Source organism: Campylobacter fetus subsp. fetus (assembly GCF_900475935.1).
GTDB lineage: Bacteria > Campylobacterota > Campylobacteria > Campylobacterales > Campylobacteraceae > Campylobacter > Campylobacter fetus.
Map to the genome: position 1 here is coordinate 44,861 of NZ_LS483431.1, position 19,739 is coordinate 64,599.

At 34.7% G+C, this 19,739-nt stretch carries 22 protein-coding genes and 1 pseudogene; 20 read left to right on the forward strand and 3 right to left on the reverse strand.

Features of this window, described 5'->3' with window-relative positions; all coding sequences use genetic code 11:
* The first annotated feature begins 2 nt into the window (after window positions 1-2).
* The 16 genes and pseudogenes from rpsM to aldA all read left to right on the forward strand — a co-directional run bounded on the left by rpsM (window position 3) and on the right by aldA (window position 13,402).
* Window positions 3-371 (forward strand): 30S ribosomal protein S13, encoded by a 369-nt coding sequence (gene rpsM, locus DQN38_RS00285; RefSeq protein ID WP_002848033.1) that lies wholly within the window; start codon window positions 3-5, stop codon window positions 369-371.
* A gap of 9 nt (window positions 372-380) precedes the next feature.
* Window positions 381-773 (forward strand): 30S ribosomal protein S11, encoded by a 393-nt coding sequence (rpsK, locus tag DQN38_RS00290; protein WP_002848034.1) that lies wholly within the window; start codon window positions 381-383, stop codon window positions 771-773.
* 27 nt (window positions 774-800) lie between these two features.
* Window positions 801-1,427: a 30S ribosomal protein S4 gene (rpsD, locus tag DQN38_RS00295; RefSeq protein ID WP_002848035.1), complete on the forward strand. Its 627-nt coding sequence runs from the start codon at window positions 801-803 to the stop codon at window positions 1,425-1,427.
* A 12-nt stretch (window positions 1,428-1,439) separates the two neighbouring features.
* Window positions 1,440-2,438, forward strand: a complete 999-nt coding sequence (locus DQN38_RS00300; RefSeq protein ID WP_002848036.1) for a DNA-directed RNA polymerase subunit alpha — start codon at window positions 1,440-1,442, stop codon at window positions 2,436-2,438.
* Window positions 2,439-2,456: 18 nt separating this feature from the next.
* Window positions 2,457-2,813 carry a 50S ribosomal protein L17 gene (gene rplQ, locus DQN38_RS00305; protein WP_002848037.1) on the forward strand — a complete coding sequence of 119 codons (357 nt, stop codon included), beginning with the start codon at window positions 2,457-2,459 and terminating at the stop codon, window positions 2,811-2,813.
* A gap of 224 nt (window positions 2,814-3,037) precedes the next feature.
* Window positions 3,038-3,304 carry a NifU family protein gene (locus DQN38_RS00310; protein WP_002848038.1) on the forward strand — a complete coding sequence of 89 codons (267 nt, stop codon included), beginning with the start codon at window positions 3,038-3,040 and terminating at the stop codon, window positions 3,302-3,304.
* Window positions 3,294-3,842 carry a hypothetical protein gene (locus DQN38_RS00315; RefSeq protein ID WP_002848039.1) on the forward strand — a complete coding sequence of 183 codons (549 nt, stop codon included), beginning with the start codon at window positions 3,294-3,296 and terminating at the stop codon, window positions 3,840-3,842. The genes DQN38_RS00310 and DQN38_RS00315 overlap by 11 nt, the downstream gene beginning before the upstream one ends.
* A complete protein-coding gene (locus DQN38_RS00320; RefSeq protein WP_002848040.1) occupies window positions 3,823-5,112 on the forward strand; it encodes a UDP-N-acetylmuramoyl-L-alanyl-D-glutamate--2,6-diaminopimelate ligase in 1,290 nt (429 codons plus the stop codon). The genes DQN38_RS00315 and DQN38_RS00320 overlap by 20 nt, the downstream gene beginning before the upstream one ends.
* A gap of 19 nt (window positions 5,113-5,131) precedes the next feature.
* Window positions 5,132-5,479, forward strand: coding sequence for an aspartate 1-decarboxylase (gene panD, locus DQN38_RS00325; protein ID WP_002848041.1), 348 nt, complete (start codon window positions 5,132-5,134; stop codon window positions 5,477-5,479).
* Between the two features lie 487 nt (window positions 5,480-5,966).
* Window positions 5,967-6,521: pseudogene (locus DQN38_RS09210) on the forward strand (MCP four helix bundle domain-containing protein); the annotation flags it as partial.
* Window positions 6,522-7,025: 504 nt separating this feature from the next.
* Window positions 7,026-7,613 (forward strand): methyl-accepting chemotaxis protein, encoded by a 588-nt coding sequence (locus DQN38_RS09215; RefSeq protein ID WP_375153236.1) that lies wholly within the window; start codon window positions 7,026-7,028, stop codon window positions 7,611-7,613.
* 65 nt (window positions 7,614-7,678) lie between these two features.
* Window positions 7,679-7,990 (forward strand): YbaB/EbfC family nucleoid-associated protein, encoded by a 312-nt coding sequence (locus DQN38_RS00335; RefSeq protein WP_002848044.1) that lies wholly within the window; start codon window positions 7,679-7,681, stop codon window positions 7,988-7,990.
* Between the two features lies 1 nt (window position 7,991).
* Window positions 7,992-9,068: a DUF7488 domain-containing protein gene (locus DQN38_RS00340; protein WP_111738133.1), complete on the forward strand. Its 1,077-nt coding sequence runs from the start codon at window positions 7,992-7,994 to the stop codon at window positions 9,066-9,068.
* On the forward strand, window positions 9,065-9,898 hold the full coding sequence (locus tag DQN38_RS00345; RefSeq protein ID WP_065843887.1) for a polyprenyl synthetase family protein: 834 nt from the start codon (window positions 9,065-9,067) through the stop codon (window positions 9,896-9,898). The genes DQN38_RS00340 and DQN38_RS00345 overlap by 4 nt, the downstream gene beginning before the upstream one ends.
* A gap of 5 nt (window positions 9,899-9,903) precedes the next feature.
* The gene (tkt, locus tag DQN38_RS00350; protein ID WP_065843888.1) at window positions 9,904-11,805 is read left to right on the forward strand and encodes a transketolase; all 1,902 of its coding nucleotides are present in this window, start codon (window positions 9,904-9,906) and stop codon (window positions 11,803-11,805) included.
* A gap of 148 nt (window positions 11,806-11,953) precedes the next feature.
* Window positions 11,954-13,402, forward strand: coding sequence for an aldehyde dehydrogenase (aldA, locus tag DQN38_RS00355; protein WP_002848049.1), 1,449 nt, complete (start codon window positions 11,954-11,956; stop codon window positions 13,400-13,402).
* A gap of 109 nt (window positions 13,403-13,511) precedes the next feature.
* Here the strand turns inward: aldA and kcuS are convergent, their stop codons facing one another.
* A complete protein-coding gene (gene kcuS, locus DQN38_RS00360) occupies window positions 13,512-13,712 on the reverse strand; it encodes a KCU-star family selenoprotein (RefSeq protein WP_065844219.1) in 201 nt (66 codons plus the stop codon).
* Complete coding sequence (locus tag DQN38_RS00365; RefSeq protein ID WP_024305266.1) at window positions 13,696-15,777, reverse strand: carbon starvation CstA family protein; 2,082 nt, start codon at window positions 15,775-15,777, stop codon at window positions 13,696-13,698. Before DQN38_RS00365 ends, kcuS begins: the two co-directional genes overlap by 17 nt.
* Window positions 15,778-15,966: 189 nt before the next feature.
* Between DQN38_RS00365 and thiS the strand changes: the two genes are divergently transcribed.
* From thiS to thiH, 4 genes are all read left to right on the forward strand, one after another.
* Window positions 15,967-16,167: a sulfur carrier protein ThiS gene (thiS, locus tag DQN38_RS00370; protein WP_011731687.1), complete on the forward strand. Its 201-nt coding sequence runs from the start codon at window positions 15,967-15,969 to the stop codon at window positions 16,165-16,167.
* A gap of 135 nt (window positions 16,168-16,302) precedes the next feature.
* Window positions 16,303-17,106: a sulfur carrier protein ThiS adenylyltransferase ThiF gene (gene thiF / locus DQN38_RS00375; RefSeq protein WP_024305267.1), complete on the forward strand. Its 804-nt coding sequence runs from the start codon at window positions 16,303-16,305 to the stop codon at window positions 17,104-17,106.
* Entirely contained in the window at window positions 17,099-17,860 is a 762-nt protein-coding gene (locus DQN38_RS00380) for a thiazole synthase (RefSeq protein WP_002848055.1), read from the forward strand. The genes thiF and DQN38_RS00380 overlap by 8 nt, the downstream gene beginning before the upstream one ends.
* Before the next feature lie 21 nt (window positions 17,861-17,881).
* Window positions 17,882-19,042: a 2-iminoacetate synthase ThiH gene (gene thiH / locus DQN38_RS00385; RefSeq protein ID WP_002848057.1), complete on the forward strand. Its 1,161-nt coding sequence runs from the start codon at window positions 17,882-17,884 to the stop codon at window positions 19,040-19,042.
* A 49-nt stretch (window positions 19,043-19,091) separates the two neighbouring features.
* Here thiH and DQN38_RS00390 read toward each other — a convergent pair whose 3' ends face one another.
* Entirely contained in the window at window positions 19,092-19,709 is a 618-nt protein-coding gene (locus DQN38_RS00390) for a YigZ family protein (protein ID WP_065843724.1), read from the reverse strand.
* Between the last annotated feature and the right edge of the window lie 30 nt (window positions 19,710-19,739).

The following is a 19,739-nucleotide window of genomic DNA, read 5'->3' on the forward strand; positions in this document are numbered from 1 at the left end:
GTATGGCTCGTATAGCAGGTGTTGATTTACCAAAGAAAAAAAGAGTTGAGTATGGCCTTACCTATATCTACGGTATAGGCTTATTTACTTCAAGAAAGATTCTTAATGCTGTTGGAATCTCTTATGATAAAAGAGTTTATGAGTTAAGCGAAGATGAAGCTGCTGCTATTCGTAAAGAGATCCAAGAACACTATATGGTTGAAGGTGATCTTAGAAAAAGCGTTGCAATGGATATCAAAGCACTTATGGATTTAGGTAGCTATAGAGGCTTAAGACACAGAAAAGGTCTTCCTGTTCGCGGTCAAAAAACAAAGACTAACGCAAGAACAAGAAAAGGCAGACGTAAAACTGTCGGCGCGGCTACAAAGTAAGGATAGAAAATGGCAAAAAGAAAAGTAATTAAGAAAAAAATCGTTAGAAAAAATATAGCAAAAGGTATCGTTTATATCTCTGCTACATTCAACAACACAATGGTTACAGTGACTGATGAAATGGGAAATGCTATAGCATGGAGCAGTGCCGGCGGTCTTGGCTTTAAAGGTAGTAAAAAATCTACTCCTTACGCAGCTCAACAAGCAGTTGAAGACGCTATGAATAAAGCAAAAGAGCATGGTATCAAAGAAGTTGGTATCAAAGTTCAAGGACCAGGAAGCGGTAGAGAAACAGCAGTTAAGAGTATTGGCGGAGTTGAGGGTATTAAGGTATTGTATCTAAAAGATATAACTCCACTTGCTCACAACGGTTGTAGACCACCAAAACGCCGCCGCGTGTAATGTTAGATAGAATTTAGGAGAATTATAATGGCAAGATATAGAGGACCAGTTGAAAAATTAGAAAGACGCCTAGGTGTATCTCTTGCACTAAAAGGTGAAAGAAGACTAGCTGGTAAAAGCGCGTTAGATAAAAGACCATACGCACCCGGTCAACACGGACAAAGAAAAACAAAAATTAGCGAATATGGTTTACAATTAAGAGAAAAACAAAAAGCTAAATTTATGTACGGCGTTAGCGAAAAACAATTCAGAAGATTGTTTTCTGAAGCTGCTAGAAGAGAGGGCAACACCGGAGCTCTTCTTATAGGTCTTTTAGAGCAAAGACTTGATAACGTAGTTTATAGAATGGGATTTGCTACAACTAGAAGATTCGCAAGACAACTTGTAACTCACGGACATATTTTAGTAAATGGTAAAAAGGTTGATATCCCTTCATATAGAGTTACTGCCGGAGAGAAAATCGAAGTCGCAGAAAAAAGTAAAACTAATCCACAGATCGTAAGAGCAATAGAACTTACAAATCAAACTGGTATAGTTGCTTGGGTTGATGTAGAAAAAGATAAAAAATATGGAATTTTCACAAGGATTCCAGAACGTGAAGAAGTGGTCATTCCAGTTGAGGAAAGATATATAGTAGAGCTTTACTCAAAATAGTAGGAGGCGATTATGAAAAAAATTACAACATCAGCTTATATGCCAACTGAGATTGAGGTTGTTAATGTGAGTGAGAATGTAGCTAAGATTATAGCATATCCGTTTGAGACAGGCTACGCTGTAACTTTGGCTCATCCGCTTCGCCGATTACTTTATACTAGCACGGTTGGATTTGCTCCGACTGCTGTTAAGATAGATGGCGTAGCTCATGAATTTGATAGTATGCGCGGTATGCTTGAAGATGTTACGCTATTTATTATAAATTTAAAAAACTTACGTTTTAAGCTCAAAAATGACTCAAAACGTGAAGTCATAGAGTATAGCTTTAAAGGGCCAAAAGAGATAACCGGAATTGATTTAAACAATGATATAGTTGAGATTGTAAATCCGGATTCTTACCTTGCTACCATAAACGAAGATGCTGAGCTTAAGTTTAGCCTTATAGTAGAAAAAGGTATTGGATATGTGCCTAGCGAAGAGATCAGGGATTATATAGATAGCGAGTATATAGCGCTTGATGCTTTCTTTACTCCTGTTAAAAAAGCGGTTTATGAGATAGAAAATGTTTTGGTTGAAGACAATCCAGACTATGAAAAGATCGTTTTAACAGTGACAACAGATGGTCAAGTAAGTCCTATAGAAGCGTTTAAACACTCAATAGAGGCTATGTACAAGCAGATGTCTATATTTAATAATGTTCTAAATATAGATGTAAATATGGCATTAACTTCAAGTCAAAACTCAAATGAGCATTCAAAATTGCTTGAAAGCGTTGAGAATTTAAATTTAAGTGCTAGAAGTTTTAACTGTCTTGACAAAGCCGATATACGCTATATAGGCGAGCTTGCTCTTATGGAAGAGAGTGAGTTGAAAGATCTCAAAAATTTAGGTAAAAAATCTCTTGATGAGATAAAAGCTGTAATGGCAGAAATCGGCTATCCGTTTGGTGAAAATACATTAGGTGATAGTAAAGAAGCGCTCAGAAAAAAGATATCTGAGTTAAAATCATAAGAAGCGAAGGAATATATAATGAGACATAATCACGGATATAGAAAACTAGGACGCACTAGCTCTCACCGTGCAGCTTTGCTTAAAAACCTTACGATAGCTATCGTTAAGGCTGGTAAGATAGAAACAACGTTACCAAAAGCAAAAGAGCTAAGAGGCTATGTAGAAAAACTTATAACAAGAGCTAGAAAGGGTGATTTTAACGCCCATAAATTTGTTTTTGCACATTTGCAAGACAAAGAAGCTACAAATATGCTTGTTACTGAAATAGCCCCAAAATATGCTACAAGAAACGGCGGATACACTCGTATCATCAAAACTCGCGTTAGAAAAGGCGACGCAGCCGAGATGGCTTATATAGAGTTAGTAGCCCAATAACTAGTAGTCTTGTTTTGCCAAGAATTTTCTTGGCAAACCTTTTTAAATTTAAAAAGGCTTCTTAATTATTTTATTATAAATCAAAATTTTATTCAAATTTATTAAACATTCTAAAATTTAAAACGATATTTTATTTAAAGATAATTCATGTTTATTGGCCTAAACAGATAAGTTCTGTTTTAGTCCTTTAGTGATATAATAAGCTAAAAATAAAGAGGAATTTTATGATACCATTTAGCGATGAAGAGCTGTTGGAACCGGTTAAAGAAAGCTTAAAAGTTATTATGCCTATGCTAGAACAAGATGGCGGCGGCATGGAGCTTCTTGGGATCAAAAATGGAGTTGTATATGTTAGACTTACTGGGCATTGTCATGGATGTGCAGCTAGTTCACAGACGTTGAAATACGGCGTAGAAAGACAGCTAAAAGTAGATATTCATCCAGAACTCAGTGTAGTTAATATACCAATAGGAGAGGAATTTGAACTCTAAAAATTACAAAGATTTAGGTATAAAACTTTTTAAGGCTTCTAAATTCGATGAAGCAAAATCATACTTTTCACTAGCTTATGAAGATAAAAGTAGCGAAGAGTTGTTAGCCCTCATTGATCTATGTGAGGTCGCAAAATCAAGCGGTCAAGAGGCTTTGTCGTTGTTTGAAATTTATATAAATACGGCTAAAGATAATCAACAAGATAATATAAACGAGATTATAAATATACTTCAAAGTGGAAATATGCAGAACTTAAAAGAGTTAGATTATGAAAATGCTATAACATACGCGGATTTTAAAAATCTCTTAAAAGGCAAGGATTTTAAAGATATATTTCAAAGCGTTATGTTTTCGACTAAAATTATTATAGCAGATAAAGAGGATTTGCTTGAGTTTGTCACTAAGCTTATAGATAATGGATATGACGAGATGGGGCTTAATTATCTTGAGAGTTCAGCTGTTATGTTTGCCGGAGATATTCGCATAGAACAGATGTTAAACAAGCTTAGGAATAAAAATGAAAATCTTGTTAAATGACGGAAATTTTATAACCGATAACTCCAAAACATGTGAAAGCGGATGCTTTTTTCTCAAATCAAATTCTAATGCTAAATTTGAAAATGATGCGATAAAGAGCGGAGCTATTATCATAACTCCTAAGAGAGCAAAAACTATTTTAAATTTAGATGATGGAATACGATTAATCGGTATCACCGGTACAAACGGTAAAACTACAACCGCGTTTGCTATTGCTTTTGGACTTAGGTCTCTTGGATATAAAGTCGGGATAAGCGGCACAAGGGGCGCATTTATATGCGATAAACAAATAGCAGATAAAGGTCTCACAACAAGTCAAATTCTAGAAACCCTAAGCTATATAAAGCAGGCAAAAGAGTCCGGATGTAGATATTTTGTAATGGAGGTAAGTTCGCACGCCATAGCTCAAAATCGTATAGAAGGGCTTAATTTTGCTCTTAAAGTTTTTACTAATTTAAGTCAAGATCATTTAGATTATCACAAAAGTTTTAGTGAGTATGCTAGAGTAAAATCAAGTTTTTTTGATGATGATTCTCCTAAGCTTATAAACGGTGATGACGAGAGTATTAAATTTAATCATAAAAATACTATGATTTATTGGCTTAAAAATAGCGACGCAAGTTTTTTCGTAGAAAATTATGATTTTAAAGGCGGTATAAAAGCTAATATAAAAAGCAAAAATGAAACGGCAAATTTGCAAAGTCATTTACAAGGCAAATTTAATCTTTATAATCTTTTGGCTGCGATCGGGTCCATTAAGTTTTTAAGCAGAGTTAGCTTGCAAGAGGCTGCTGACTCTGTGCGCAAATTTGAAAGCGTGGCAGGTAGAGTCGAGATAGTTAGTAAAAATCCGCTTGTTATCGTCGATTTTGCTCATACTCCAGATGGAATAGAAAAAGTTTTAGATGCTTTAAGTCACGATGAGCTTGTAGTAGTTTTTGGCGCAGGTGGAGATAGAGATAAAACAAAACGTCCTATAATGGGTAAAATAGTACAAAAATACGCATCGATATCTATAGTCACAAGCGATAATCCCAGAACAGAAGATCCAAATTCAATAATCGACGATATACTAGCTGGTATGCAGATAAATAACAGCGTTTTTTCTATAGAAAATAGAAAAGATGCAATAAAAAAAGCCATAGAACTAGCAGCCGGTAAAACAGTAGTAGTACTTGGTAAAGGCGATGAACCTTATCAAGAAATAAGCGGTAAAAAGTATCCGTTTAGCGATAAATTAGTCGTTCAAGAAATTTTAAGTGCTATTTAAACCAAAAAAAGGAATTAAAATGGAAATAGAGATGTTATATAGCAAAATTCACAGAGCCACGGTCACAGATGCAAATTTAAACTACGTAGGATCGATAACTATAGACGAGAGACTTATGAAAGCGGCAAATTTACTCGAGTTTCAAAAGGTTGAAATTTTAGATATTAACAACGGTGAGAGATTTCAAACATATGTTATAAAAGGTGAAAAAAAAGGTGAAATTTGCTTGAACGGAGCAGCAGCTAGAAAAGTATGTATAGGTGATATAATAATCATAGTAAGCTACGCGTCGATGAAGCGTAAAAAAGCAAAAAACTTCTCTCCTACGATAGTTCACGTAAATGAAAAAAACGAAATTAACGAATGAAACGGTACAATGCAAGCTTCCCAAATTGGATTTTAGATGCAAAATATACTATAAGTTCTACTTGGGCTATTTAAATTTAAAAATAATCTAGTTTTAAATTTGGATCGCCTAGGTTTATACCCTATACTCTTCATTTAAGATAATAAATTTAGTCTTAATTTGATATATTAAAATATTTAAGTATTTATAAAACTTTTAAATTTGTATAGACTAAAATAATCCTATTTTTAAAAAAAATAAAAATTTATAAATGTAAATAAATATTGAAAAATAAATATTTGAAATGATGATATTTATCATTATAATATACATAAAGCATAGTTTTTATCGCATTATTTGTACAAAAATAATAAATTATTAGATTATATTTATTAGTTTATTTAGAGATAAAAAATAGAATTATAATAAGTATCAATTATGTGAATTAACATAGAATTAACAAAAAATGTTATAATTCGCCAAATTTAGTTACGAAAAGGATTTGTTTATGAATTATTTTGAGAATTTAAAAGTTTCAACAAAACTTTATCTAAGTTTTGCTATTGTCATTTTTCTTATGATAATAATTAGCGTGATAGGCATAAATAGGGTTGATTTTATCGATAAATCTCTATCTACAATGACAGATGTTAATTCACTCAAGCAAAGATACGGTATAAACTTTAGAGGATCGGTTCATGATAGGGCTATAGCCATAAGAGATGTTATATTGACAAATGAAAATGATGAATTAAAAACATTTTTAAACGATATAGTTAGGCTTGAAAAATTCTATAATGAATCTGACGCTCCTCTAAAACAGTTTATAAAGCAGATCGGCTCAGTAACGAAAGAAGAGCTAGATATGATAAAGGATATTGATTATATCAATGAAACCACCGTTCCTTTATACAAAAAAGCCATTTTGCTAAAACAAGAAGGAAAATACGATGAAGCTCATGAGCTTCTTATGCATGAAATAGCTGGCAAATTTACGCAATGGTTGGCTGCTATTAACAAATTTATAGATTATCAAGAAAACGCAAACAAAGAGCTTACCGATGTTATAAAAGCCGAAGCCTCCGGTTTTAAATACATAATGATCGTTTTGACTTTGATAGCTATCGTTATAGCTTCTACTATAGGATTTTTGATACAAAGTGGTATAAAAAGGCAGATCGGCGGTGAACCAAAAGATGTTAATAACATTATTTCGGAAGTCGCTCGCGGAAATTTAAGTATAAAATCAGATACGACTTATGAGGCTAGTATTTTAGCTCAAACTATCAAAATGCAAAATAAATTAAAAGAGATAGTCGAATCCATAAATCAAGCTTCATATCAAGTCGATGATAAAACTAAGATTTTGATTGAGACGTTTAAGAATGTTAATACATCAGTTACTAAACAAAATGATATAGCAACAAATTCTACAAAAATAGTTCAATTAGCAAAACAAAAAACCGGCGATGTAGCAAATATGGCAAAAGACACTCAGTTAAATTCAAATAAAGCCACAGAGTTATGCCAAAATGGAAAAAATTCTTCAAATGAAGTTGCTCAAAAGATGAATGAGATAAACGCAACTGTTGCTGAACAAGTAAATCAAATAAAACTTTTAAGCAGTCATGCTAAAGATATCAGTGGCGCAGCTGAACTTATCTCAGAAATCACAGATCAAACAAATCTTTTAGCTCTAAACGCGGCTATCGAAGCAGCTAGAGCAGGAGAAGCAGGAAGAGGATTTGCGGTTGTTGCAGACGAGATCAGAAAGCTTGCCGAAAGAACAGGCACGGCCACAGATGAGATTACAAATACAATTAAAATTATTCAAGAACAAACCGAAGTGGCAGTAAGTATTATCGAACAAGGAGTTCCAAGAGTCGAAGACGGATACAAACTATCAAGCGACGTAGCAGGGCTTTTAAATGAAATTTATAATCAAGCAGTTGATTCGTCTCATAAAGCTAGTGAAGTTGTAAGTGTGGCTGAAAATCAAGTAGAATCAATGGTTTTATTGGCTACAAATATAGAAAATATATCAAAAGTCTCACATGATACTCAAGACAATATGAACCAAAATCAAGAAAAACTTAAAGAGTTGGAAGCGATATCTAGAAAGTTGAATGAATTAATAGGATTTTTCAAGATTTGATAATTCGGTAAAAAGCTAAATTTAATACCCGTTTTGTTATAATTAATCAAAACTAAAGGTAGTTTATGTTTAAAGATTTTGATTTTTCTAAAATGGGTGAAATGCTCTCAGAGGCTCAAAAAAAGGCTGCAGAGTTTGAAAATGAGATTGCCGCTAAAGAGTTTGTGGCTAAAAGCGGCGGCGGTCTTATAAGTGTAAAAGCTAACGGTCGATCCCAAATTTTAGACATAAGTATAGATGATACGCTTTTAGAAGACAAAGAGAGTCTTCAAATACTGCTTATATCTGCTATAAATGATGCTATTAAGCTATCTGAAGACGAGAAAAAACGTGCCGCTTCTGCTATGTTTGGCGGTCTTGGCGGATTTGGAGTGTAGAATGAAAAAATTATGCTCATTTTTACTGCTATTTTTAGCTATTTTTGCTTACAGCGCACCTAAGCCGACTCCTGAAGACGTAGATGCGATATATCAAAAAAACAAAGATTCTCAGTTTAACTATAAAGGCAATATCGCAGTTGCATTAAATGCGGATCTTGCTGCTGTTATTTATGATAAAAACAATAAATTAGATAGTAAGGATTATATTAAATTTGATCCGTACTTAGGGCTTTATCTTATCAAATCCCAAAATACTTTAAGAGCTTCATTTATGATAGATGAGCTAGATAGCAAAGAAGATATGTGGGTTATGATTTTAGATAAAAACTCTACTGAAATGGGGCATATAAAGAGTTTTGCAAAAGATATAGGCGAACTCGACGAGCTTAGTTATAACGCTAGCAAAGCCGGACTTTTAGTTTGCGATTGCGGTACTATGGTCGGTATAGGCGTTGGAGGAAATAAATTTATAGGAAATAGATACATAAAACATTTTATGAAATATAACGATGTATATTACGGCGATATAGGCGTGACTTTTAGTGATGATAACGGAACTATAACAGTAAAAAGCGCAAATCCTTTTGGAGCAGGAAAAGAGCTTTTAACAGGAGATACTATAGTATCTGTAAATTCAAAAGTACCAAATAATCTAAGAGAAATAAACGAGATGATTTTGTTTGCTCCAAAAGATGCGGTGTTGAAATTTGATATTAACAGAGATGGTAAAAACCAGTCTTATAGCATCAAGATGTCAAATTTGCCAAATAAAATTATGAATTCTTCCGATGATAATAAAACATCCTCGCTCAAAGCCAAAAAACCTGTTAAAAAGCGTACTTTTTTAAGTCAGTACGGTATAACTTTAAATCCGAATTTAACTATAAAAAGTGTAGCTAGAAACTCAAAAGCGTATAAAGCCGGTTTTAGGAACGGAGATAAAATAATGCAGATTGATAAAAAACAACTGAATTCCTCAGCCGATATAGAAAAAATAATGTCTGCAAAAAATGGTGCTTTTTATTATCTAGTTTCGCGTGATGATTTTCAGTTTTTTGTGAAAGTTTATAGATGAGCTTTGAAGAGTTTTTTGAGTTAAATTTACCAAAGGTCGATAGTTTCCATCCTCATTTTAATGATTCTCTTTCTTGGGTTTTGAAAGCAGGCGGAAAGCATTTTAGAGCTAAACTTCTTTTAGGAGTCGTAGATGCTTTGAAGCCTGATCTTAAGAGCGCATCTTACCCAGTCGCAGCAGCAGTAGAAATGCTTCATACATATTCTCTTATACATGATGATCTCCCTTGTATGGATAATGCATATCTTAGAAGAGGCGTTGCAACTTTACATGTTAAATACGATGAAGTAAGTGCGGTATTGGCTGGAGATGCTTTGAATACCCATGCTTTTTATATGCTTAGTTCGGCTAATCTTCCTGCCGAAGCGGTAGTAAAATGCGTCCAAACATTAGCCGAAAATGGCGGTATATACGGTATGGTAATAGGTCAAGCCATAGACTGCTACTTTGAAAATAAGCATTTAAATTTAGATGAACTTAAGTTTTTACATCTGCATAAAACCGGCGCTTTGATCGCAGCTAGCATGAAAATGGGTGCCATAATATCAGCTCAGAGCGACAAACAATGTGAAAAAATTTATAATATAGGATTAAAGCTCGGACTTGCGTTTCAAATTCACGATGATATAATAGACGCTACTAGCGATGAGATGAAAGCTGGTAAAACAGTAAATAACGATTTGTTTAAAAATTCTTTTACAAATTTAATGGGTGTTAACGGCGCTATAGATGCTAGAGATGAGATAGAAAATGAGATTTTATACGAGCTTGATGGATCGCCTCTTAAAACTCTGATTTTAAATTTAATAAATAAATATCTAAAAGGATAGTTAAAATGTTTAAGAAACAAGCCGATACAATAAGGTTTTTATGTGCCGATATGGTTCAAAAAGCAAACTCCGGACATCCGGGTGCTCCTATGGGTTTGGCTGATATAATGAGTGTTTTGGTAAATCATATAAAACATAATCCTAAAAATCCAACATGGTTAAATAGAGATAGATTGGTATTTAGCGGTGGTCATGCAAGTAGCTTGGTTTATAGTTATTTATATCTTTGTGGTTATGACGTTAGTTTGGATGATTTGAAAAAATTTAGACAACTTCACTCTAAAACTCCCGGACATCCCGAGATAGAAACCCCGGGAGTAGAGATAGCAACTGGACCATTAGGACAAGGAGTGGCAAATGCTGTAGGTTTTGCCATGGCGGCAAAAAGCGCTTCAAATTTACTTGGAAATGAGATTATAAATCATAAAGTATATTGTCTGTGCGGCGATGGAGATCTAGAAGAAGGTATCAGTTATGAAGCTTGTGCTTTGGCTGGAAAACACTCTTTAGATAATTTAGTGATTATATATGATAGCAATAATATCACGATAGAGGGCGATACTAGTATAGCGTGGTGTGAAGATGTAAAAGTACGTTTTGAAGCGGCTGGATTTGAAGTTGCGCGGATAGATGGACATAATTATGATGAGATTGAATTTGCACTTTGCGAAGCAGATACGAAAGAAAAACCTTATCTTATTATCGCAAGTACAAAGATTGCTAAAGGCGCAGGAGATTTGGAAGGTAGTCACCATGCTCACGGCGCTCCGCTTGGTGAAGAAATCATAAAACAAGCTAAAATAGAAGCCGGATTTGATCCGCAAAAACAGTTTTTTGTAGATGATGACGTGCTTTTTAAATTTAGAAGTGCCGTGGAGTTAGGAGACCTTGCAAATGCGCAGTGGGACAAGCTAGTTAGCGAACTTCCAAATGAGAAAAAAGAGCTTTTAAACACTCTTTTAAATCCCGATTTTTCTAAAATTGATTTTCCAAATTTAAAAGGAGAGAAACTAGCTACTAGAGATAGTAACGGCAAGATTTTAAATGCTTTAGCTGCCGCGCTTCCTGGATTTATCGGCGGTAGCGCAGATCTTGCACCTAGTAATAAAACAGAACTTAAAGGTTTTGGAGACTTTCCAAGAGGTAAAAATATGCACTTTGGCATAAGAGAACACGCTATGGGAGCTATATGTAATGCTTATGCGCGTTATGGACTATTTTTACCGTTTTCGGCAACGTTTTTTATATTTAGCGATTACTTAAAAGCAAGTGCTAGAATAGCTGCTTTAATGGGTATAAAGCATTTTTTTGTCTGGACGCATGATAGCATAGGAGTAGGCGAAGATGGACCTACGCATGAGCCGATCGAGCAGCTTTCTACATTTAGAGCAATGCCTAATTTTTACTCATTCCGTCCGGCTGATGGTAATGAAAATGTGGAATGTTGGAAAACTGCATTAAATTTAAATGCTCCATCTGCATTTGTATGTTCTCGCCAAGCTCTACCTCCTTTAGATGAGTCTAAATTCGGAGATGTAAAAAACGGTGCTTATTTATTGAAACAAGCCTCAAATCCGAAAATAACTCTAGTTGCTAGTGGAAGTGAAGTCGGACTTTGTTTAGAAGCTGCAGGTATTTTAGATAGTGAGGGCATAGCAACAAACGTTGTATCTGCTCCTTGTTTTGATCTGCTTTTGGAGCAAGATGCGGATTATGTAAATACGATTTTTAATCCATCTACAAAAGTTTTAGCAGTAGAAGCAGCAAGCGCTCTTGAATGGTATAAATACGCTGATGATGTTTTAGGAATGCGTACTTTTGGTGCTAGCGCCCCTGCTAATGAACTTTTTAAATATTTTGGCTTTACCGCTACAAACGTAGCCAATAGAGCTAAAAATCTACTTTAAATTTAAAAAGAGGATTCACTCCTCTTTTGTTACTTTTTTACTCAAATTTATATTAATTATCAAAAATATAAGCCTTTTATCCGGTAAAAAAATAAACCGTTTGCTAAAAGTAGTGTATGATAATATAAATTTATATAAAGGAAATATCATGCGTACTTACGAAATGTATATAGACGGTGCTTTTGTTCCAAATAGAAGCTCTAAGAGCATTGAAGTTCTAAATCCAGCCACAAAAAAGGTTATTTCGACTATTCCAGATGCCGATATATCGCAAGTAGAAGAGGCGATTAGCAGTAGCAAAAAAGCTCAAAAATCTTGGGAGGCACTTGCAGCGATCGAACGTGCAAATTATTTAAGAAAAATAGCAAATGAGATAAGAGAGAATTCAGAAATGTTAGCTCAGACTATTACCGAAGAGCAAGGTAAAATCATATCTTTAGCTAGAGTTGAGGTAAATTTTACAGCTGACTATCTTGATTATATGGCTGAATGGGCTAGAAGATATGAAGGTGAGATTATACAAAGCGATCGCACAAATGAAAATATATTTATATTTAAACAAGCAATCGGAGTTACAAGCGGTATTTTACCTTGGAATTTCCCATTTTTCTTAATCGCTAGAAAGTTGGCTCCTGCTCTTGTTACGGGGAATACTATTGTTATCAAAGCCAGTGTTGAAACGCCAAATAACGCGTTTGAATTTGCCAAACTTGCCCATAAAGCAGGTCTTCCAAAAGGAGTGTTTAATCTAGTAAGTGGACGTGGAAGTACGGTTGGAAATTTACTAGCAAGTCACAAAGATATAGGTTTAGTAAGTTTTACTGGTAGCGTGGAAACAGGAGCTAAGATTATGGAAGCTGCTAGTAAAAATATCATAAAAGTAAATTTAGAACTAGGCGGTAAAGCTCCTGCTATTGTTTGTAGAGATGCCGATATAGACGCGGCCGTAAATTATATAAAAAACTCGCGTATTATCAATACAGGACAAGTTTGTAACTGCGCTGAGAGAGTTTATGTGCAAAAAGATATTATAAAAACTTTTACAGACAAAATGGTAGAAGCAATGAAACATGTAAAATATGGCATTCCGACTGATGAAAAAGTAGATATGGGTCCCCTTGTAAGCGAAGCCGGATTAAACTCAGTAAATGCTATGGTAGAACGTGCGAAAAATAGCGGTGCTAAGGTATTAACCGGAGGACGCATATCTAGCAATCAAGACGGTTACTATTATGAACCTACTGTTATTACCGATATAGATCAAAAAAGTGAGCTTATCCAAAGTGAGATATTTGGTCCGGTGCTTCCTATAGTGGCTTTTGATAGTATAGATAATGCTATAGAGATGGCAAACGATAGTGATTATGGGCTAACTTCAAGTATTTATACACAAAATATAGATATAGCGATGAGAGCATGCCGTGAGATTAAATTTGGAGAAACATATATCAATCGGGAAAATTTTGAAGCTATGCAAGGATTTCACGCCGGTTTTAGAAAAAGTGGTATAGGTGGAGCCGATGGAAAGCATGGGCTTGAAGAGTATCTAGCTACTCACGTTGTATATTTGCAATACAATAAAGATGCTAATTTTTAATTTGTAAATTTTAAATTTATATAATTAAATTTAATAATTATAGCCGGAAAATATATCCGGCTAAACTAAACTTATTTTGTACCGGCTTAACTAAACCATTTTAAGTTTATCAGCATTTAACATTTTTGGCTTTAGCGTCTTGAGCTTCTTTAAAAAACTCAGCCCTAGAAAGAGGTTCTTTCCCGGGGTGAGTTTTGTTAAAATGTTCCAGATATTTTTCATATCTTTGAAGCCCGATCAAAGGATACAAGGCTTCATCTAATTTCTTATAAGCTTGCCAAATTTTTTTAAGTTTAGCAAGTAATGCCATTGTAATCGCTCGCTTTTTTGTATTCGCTTTCACCAAGTGGATAAGCTTTATCATTACCATCTTTGTAAATTCTAAAGCAAATTCTAAATGTTTGTATAGCTACAATAACGACAACTATCATAAAAAATCCACAAAGCACAGCGTCAATTATATTATTTCTAATAACGGCTTCAGCTTTAGCTATGGCTGCTGGATCGGTTAGAGTTTCTAGTTTTTTCGCCCAGTTTTGAGCAGTAGCTATGTGACTTACGGCGTCATGAACTCTCTCTCCATTTGCCGGAAGAAGTTTTTGATATGCTGCATACATTGTAGTTATAAGCACCCAAACAAGAGGAGCTATAGTAACCCATGAGTATTTTGCTTTTCCCATTTTAAATAATACTACGGTTCCAAGCATAAGAGCGATGCCGGCTAGCATTTGATTTGCCGCGCCAAATAGAGGCCAAAGTGTGAATATACCTCCCATAGGGTCAGTAACACCGCTATATAGTAGGTATCCCCAGCCAGTAACGCATATTATAGTAGCTATAATACCCCAAAACCAGTTTTTTGTATCACCTATTGGTTTATGAACGTTACCTAGTATATCTTGTACCATAAATCGTCCTGTTCTAGTACCGGCATCAACCGCGGTTAATATAAATAGTGCCTCAAATAATATCGCAAAGTGATACCAAAACGGCATAGCTTCTACTCCGCCTACAAGCTCATGGAAAAGCAAAGTAAGACCTACTGCAAATGTAGGGGCACCACCTGTTCTGCTCATCATAGTCTCTTCACCTACATTTTTTGCTAGTGCTAAGATCTCTTCAGGGGTTACGCTAAAGCCAAGCTCTGTTATCTTAGCAGCTGCGGCTACCACGTCAGTGCCTAGGCCTCCTATATTTATAGAGAAGTAAAGCCCAGGAGTTAGTATAGTAGCTGAAACTAGTGCCATAACTCCAACAAGGCTTTCCATAAGCATAGAACCATAACCTATAAATAGTGTTTGACTCTCTTTTTCTACCAATTTCGGAGTTGTACCGCTTGATATAAGAGCATGAAATCCAGATATAGCGCCACAGGCTATAGTAATAAATAAGAACGGGAAAAGAGGGCCGGCAAATACAGGACCAGTACCGTCTGTAAATGAAGTAACTGCAGGCATTTTAATTTCAGGTCCGACAAGCAATATAGCTATAGCCATACCGACTATTACGCCTATTTTTAAAAATGTACTTAAGTAGTCTCTTGGAGCTAGTAAAAACCAAACAGGTAAAATAGCGGCTATAAATCCATAAGCTATAGTAAGCCATGCTAATGTTGTGCCTTTTAGTGAAAATATATCCTTCCAAAACGGATCGGCAGCAACGTAGTGACCTCCTAATAGAGCAAACATAAGAAATATAAATCCGATTATAGAAGCTTCTATAACTTTACCAGGACGTAAAAATCTCATATAAATTCCCATAAAAATAGCAATAGGAATCGTCATAGCTATGGTAAATAATCCCCATGGAGATTCAGCTAAGGCTTTTACAACGACCATAGCAAGTATAGCTACGATAATTAGCATAATAAAGAAAATGCCCACCATAGCTACACCGCCGGTGAATGCTCCGAGCTCCTCTTTTATCATCTCTCCTAAGCTCTTTCCGTTTCTGCGAACAGATAAGAAAAGAACAACGAAGTCATGAACGGCTCCAGCTAGCACGACACCGACTAAAAGCCATATCATGCTTGGTAAATAACCCATTTGAGCAGCAACTACCGGACCTACAAGAGGACCAGCACCCGCAATGGCTGCAAAGTGGTGACCGAAAAGAACGTATTTATTTGTAGGAGTATAGTCTCTTCCGTCATTTAGGGTGTAGGCAGGAGTAGCGCGGTTGTCATCTAACATTAGGACTTTCATGGCGATAAAACGACCATAGAAAGTATAACCTATCATATAGATACAAACGCTAGCTACAACTAGCCAAACAGCGCTTATGCTCTCTCCGCGGTTTAGTGCTAAAACACCAAATGTCCAAGCACCTATCACAGATACAAGCAGCCATAACAGTTTTTGATATAGCTTCAAAATTTATCCTTTCAGAAAATGTGGTAAGTTGTTTATTTTATTATATTTAACTTAAAATTATTTTTAAATTTATAATTAATTAAAATATTATTGAAAATTTCCTAATTAGTGTATCAAATTTTCACATTATATATTAAATATTAATAACAAAAACGTATAATCAAACAGTATCAATTCATTAAAAGGTTAGCGATGAAGATAAAAATTAACTCAAATATCATAGATATAGATGAAAACCTTAGTCTAAAAAAGTGGTTAGAGACAAATGGCTATAATTTAGATAGAATCGCTATAGAATGTGATGGAGAGATCATTTCAAAAAGTGTTTGGAATGAGTTTATATTAAGAGAAAATGTAAGCTTGGAGATAGTTGAATTTGTAGGTGGAGGATAATCCAAACATACATTAATGCCATACTTTATCATTTTATATATTCTTATTATGCCTTTTTTGCACTCAAATTTATATTTTAAATTTAAAATCTTTCTTTTAAGAAAAAATTGGTTTTACTCTGTTATAATGAACGTTATGAAAACGATAAAAATTAATTCAATTACACGTCAAACTAACGCAAATAATTTAAATGAGTTACGGAACGAATTAGGTATTAGTAGCGATATGCTTACTATATATAAAGGTTTTGCTACAAATGACAATATAGCTTTAAATGATAATGATAGCGTTGTATTTATAAAAAAAGGAGAAATGCCTCCTAAAGAGTTTTTAGAAGAGATGATGAGTTCAAGAAACTCTCCTGAGATCAACATAGCTTTAAAAAGCGCAAAAGTAGGCGTAGCAGGACTTGGAGGACTTGGAAGTAACGTAGCAATAGCTTTAGCTAGAGTCGGAGTGAGCTACTTAAAATTAGTTGATTTTGATACTGTTGATCCTTCAAATTTAAATCGTCAGCAGTATTTTATAAAAGATATCGGACGTTTTAAAACTGAGGCTTTAAGTGAAACTTTAAGTCTTATAAATCCATTTGTAAAAGTTGAGTTTGAAACCATAAGACTTGAAGAGACAAATGTGAATGAAGTTTTTCAAAAGTGTGACGTAGTAGCTGAATGTTTTGATAATCCAAAGTCAAAAGCTATGATAATAAATTCTTTAACTAAAAAGATGATAGTAGCAGCTAGCGGAATGGCCGGATACGGTAGAAATGAAGATATAAAAACTATAAAAATGGCAAATAATCTCTATGTTTGCGGTGATTTAGTAAGTGCGGCTAGTATAGGAAATGGACTTATGGCGCCGCGAGTCGGAATATGCGCTATGCATCAAGCAAATAAAATATTAGAAATATTAATAGATAAGGTAAAACAAAATGGATGAGCTTGTTTTAGGTGGAGTTAGTTTTAGCTCAAGATTTATTATGGGCTCTGGTAAATTTGATCCAGAGTTGATAAGTGCTTGTGTAGAAGACGCTAAAGCGCAAATAGTAACTCTTGCTTTAAGAAGAGTAAATAAAGACAAAGATAGTATAACCGAATTTATACCAAAAAATGTAACTCTCTTACCAAATACAAGCGGTGCCAGAAATGCCGATGAAGCGCTGCGCATAGCAAGACTTAGTCGTGAGTTGGGCTGCGGAAATTTTATAAAAGTAGAAGTCATTCGAGATAGTAAATATCTATTTCCCGATAATTACGAAACTATAAAAGCTACCGAAAAACTTGCAAATGAAGGCTTTATAGTGTTGCCATATATGTATCCAGACTTAACTTGCGCTAGAGATTTAGTAAATGCTGGAGCAAGTGCCGTTATGCCTTTAGCCGCTCCGATCGGTTCTAATAAAGGACTTATAAACCGAGATATTATTCAAATTTTGATTGACGAGATAGATATTCCTATTATAGTTGATGCGGGTATAGGCCGTCCTAGCGAGGCATGCGCTGCTATGGAGATGGGTTGTGCTGCTATTATGGTAAATACCGCTATTGCTACTTCAAAAGATATAAGAGCTATGGCAAAAGCGTTTTGCGAAGCGATAATTGCCGGAAGAACTGCTTATAAAGCCGGACTTGGTAGGGTAAAAAATATAGCAAGCGCTAGTTCGCCTTTAACTGGATTTTTAGGCGAAAATTAAAAGATAAAATGAGAATATAAAATGAGAGATAGAACAGATCATATGCGTTATCTTCCTCATCAAGAGGTTATAAGCCATGATGTGATGAATAAGATATTTAAAGAGTGGGAAGAGACTAAATTTGAAAACTTTACTCAAGATGATGTTATAAGCGCTATTAATGCAAATAATAAAAGTATATATGACTTTAAGGCACTTTTAAGTCCTGAAGCAGCCCCCTTTTTAGAAGATATGGCAAAAGAAGCGATGAGTATCAAAGAGAGGCATTTTGGAAAAAATATCTATCTTTTTACACCTTTGTATATAGCAAATCATTGCGATAATAACTGTGTTTATTGCGGATTCAATGTACACAACAAGATAAAACGTGCGCAGCTTGAAGAAGATGGCATTATACGTGAGTTAGAAAACATCGCAAAAAGTGGATTAGACGAAATTCTTATACTTACAGGAGAGAGTCAAAGCAAAACTCCGCTTAGTTATATAAGTAGAGCTTGTGAGCTTGCAAAACGTTATTTTAAGGTAGTAGGAGTAGAAATTTATCCTCTAAATTCGGATGAATACGCATTTTTACACAAATGCGGCGTGGATTTTGTAACCGTATTTCAAGAGACTTATAATCCGCTAAAATATGAAAAAATCCATCTGGAGGGAAATAAACGCATTTTTCCATATCGTCTAAACGCTCAAGAAAGAGCACTTATGGGCGGTATGAGAGGGGTTGCTTTTGCCGCTCTTTTAGGTATAGATGACTGGAGAAAAGACGCTTTATCTACAGGGCTTCACGCTTATCTTTTGCAAGCAAAGTATCCTCATGCTGAGATTTCTATCTCAGTTCCTAGACTTAGACCTATTATAAACAATAAAAAGATTAATCCAAAAGACGTCGGCGAGAGAGAGCTTTTGCAAGTTATCGTTGCTTATCGTCTATTTTTACCGTTTGCAAATATCACTCTTAGCACTAGAGAAAGTGCGCATTTTAGGGATAACGCAATCAAACTTGGAGTAACAAAAGTTTCTGCCGGAGTTAGTGTTGGTATCGGTGAGCACGGTGGTAAAAAAGATGAGCAAAAAGGCGATTCTCAGTTTGAGATCAGCGACGGTAGAGATGTAGAAGAGATGAAAAGATCTATAAGAAAAGCCGGTTTAACGCCGGTTATGAGTGATTATATTTACGTATAAATTAAAATTATCTCTTGTTGTGCTTATATGACAAAAGATTTTATGAAAATTAGATAATTTCTTTGGCAAATATCGGCACTGCAAGAAAGTAAAATCCATCTATTTCAAAATCTTTTGCAAATTTAAAAAACTCTTCAAAATCTTCTTTTTTAAATTTAAAAGTATAAATAGACCCTTGCTCTACAAATTCCTTTTTTTCGTCTTTTACTCCGTGTTTTTCAAAGTAATGATTAAAACGTGCCAACAAGGCAAACGGTATAAAAAACAGACATTCATCTTGCGCTTCGAATTTGATCAAATTTGCGTTATTTATCACTAAATTTGCACTGCTGGAGTATGCTCGTACAAGTCCGCCGACTCCTAGTTTTACTCCTCCGAAATACCGTACAACAAAAACTCCCGTGTTTATAAGGTTTGCTCCTCTTAGCACATCAAGACAAGGTGGTCCGGAGCTGCTTTTTGGCTCACCGTCATCGCTGGAATTTTCTACTATTTGAAAATGTTTGTTGTAATTTCTGTACGCCCATACTATGTGAGCCGCTTTTGGATGATCTTCTTTTAGCTTTTTGTGAAGAGTTTCAAATTCATTTATAGGGCATAAATAGCTTATAAAATTTGACTTTTTTATCTCTTTTGAGCCGGTATAAATTTGATTTACTATAAACATGGATATATTTTAACAGATAAATTTAAATTT

Coding starts and splice junctions, on each gene's coding strand:
- kcuS (WP_065844219.1), bottom strand. CDS start 13,712: ATGGCATTACTTGCTAAACTTAAAAAAATTTGGCAAGCTTATAAGAAA.
- tkt (WP_065843888.1), top strand. CDS start 9,904: ATGTTTAAGAAACAAGCCGATACAATAAGGTTTTTATGTGCCGATATG.
- DQN38_RS00310 (WP_002848038.1), top strand. CDS start 3,038: ATGATACCATTTAGCGATGAAGAGCTGTTGGAACCGGTTAAAGAAAGC.
- DQN38_RS00320 (WP_002848040.1), top strand. CDS start 3,823: ATGAAAATCTTGTTAAATGACGGAAATTTTATAACCGATAACTCCAAA.
- thiF (WP_024305267.1), top strand. CDS start 16,303: ATGAAAACGATAAAAATTAATTCAATTACACGTCAAACTAACGCAAAT.
- DQN38_RS00300 (WP_002848036.1), top strand. CDS start 1,440: ATGAAAAAAATTACAACATCAGCTTATATGCCAACTGAGATTGAGGTT.
- DQN38_RS00390 (WP_065843724.1), bottom strand. CDS start 19,709: ATGTTTATAGTAAATCAAATTTATACCGGCTCAAAAGAGATAAAAAAG.
- DQN38_RS00335 (WP_002848044.1), top strand. CDS start 7,679: ATGTTTAAAGATTTTGATTTTTCTAAAATGGGTGAAATGCTCTCAGAG.
- rpsD (WP_002848035.1), top strand. CDS start 801: ATGGCAAGATATAGAGGACCAGTTGAAAAATTAGAAAGACGCCTAGGT.
- DQN38_RS09215 (WP_375153236.1), top strand. CDS start 7,026: ATGAATGAGATAAACGCAACTGTTGCTGAACAAGTAAATCAAATAAAA.
- panD (WP_002848041.1), top strand. CDS start 5,132: ATGGAAATAGAGATGTTATATAGCAAAATTCACAGAGCCACGGTCACA.
- rpsM (WP_002848033.1), top strand. CDS start 3: ATGGCTCGTATAGCAGGTGTTGATTTACCAAAGAAAAAAAGAGTTGAG.
- thiS (WP_011731687.1), top strand. CDS start 15,967: ATGAAGATAAAAATTAACTCAAATATCATAGATATAGATGAAAACCTT.
- thiH (WP_002848057.1), top strand. CDS start 17,882: ATGAGAGATAGAACAGATCATATGCGTTATCTTCCTCATCAAGAGGTT.
- rpsK (WP_002848034.1), top strand. CDS start 381: ATGGCAAAAAGAAAAGTAATTAAGAAAAAAATCGTTAGAAAAAATATA.
- DQN38_RS00340 (WP_111738133.1), top strand. CDS start 7,992: ATGAAAAAATTATGCTCATTTTTACTGCTATTTTTAGCTATTTTTGCT.
- rplQ (WP_002848037.1), top strand. CDS start 2,457: ATGAGACATAATCACGGATATAGAAAACTAGGACGCACTAGCTCTCAC.
- aldA (WP_002848049.1), top strand. CDS start 11,954: ATGCGTACTTACGAAATGTATATAGACGGTGCTTTTGTTCCAAATAGA.
- DQN38_RS00380 (WP_002848055.1), top strand. CDS start 17,099: ATGGATGAGCTTGTTTTAGGTGGAGTTAGTTTTAGCTCAAGATTTATT.
- DQN38_RS00345 (WP_065843887.1), top strand. CDS start 9,065: ATGAGCTTTGAAGAGTTTTTTGAGTTAAATTTACCAAAGGTCGATAGT.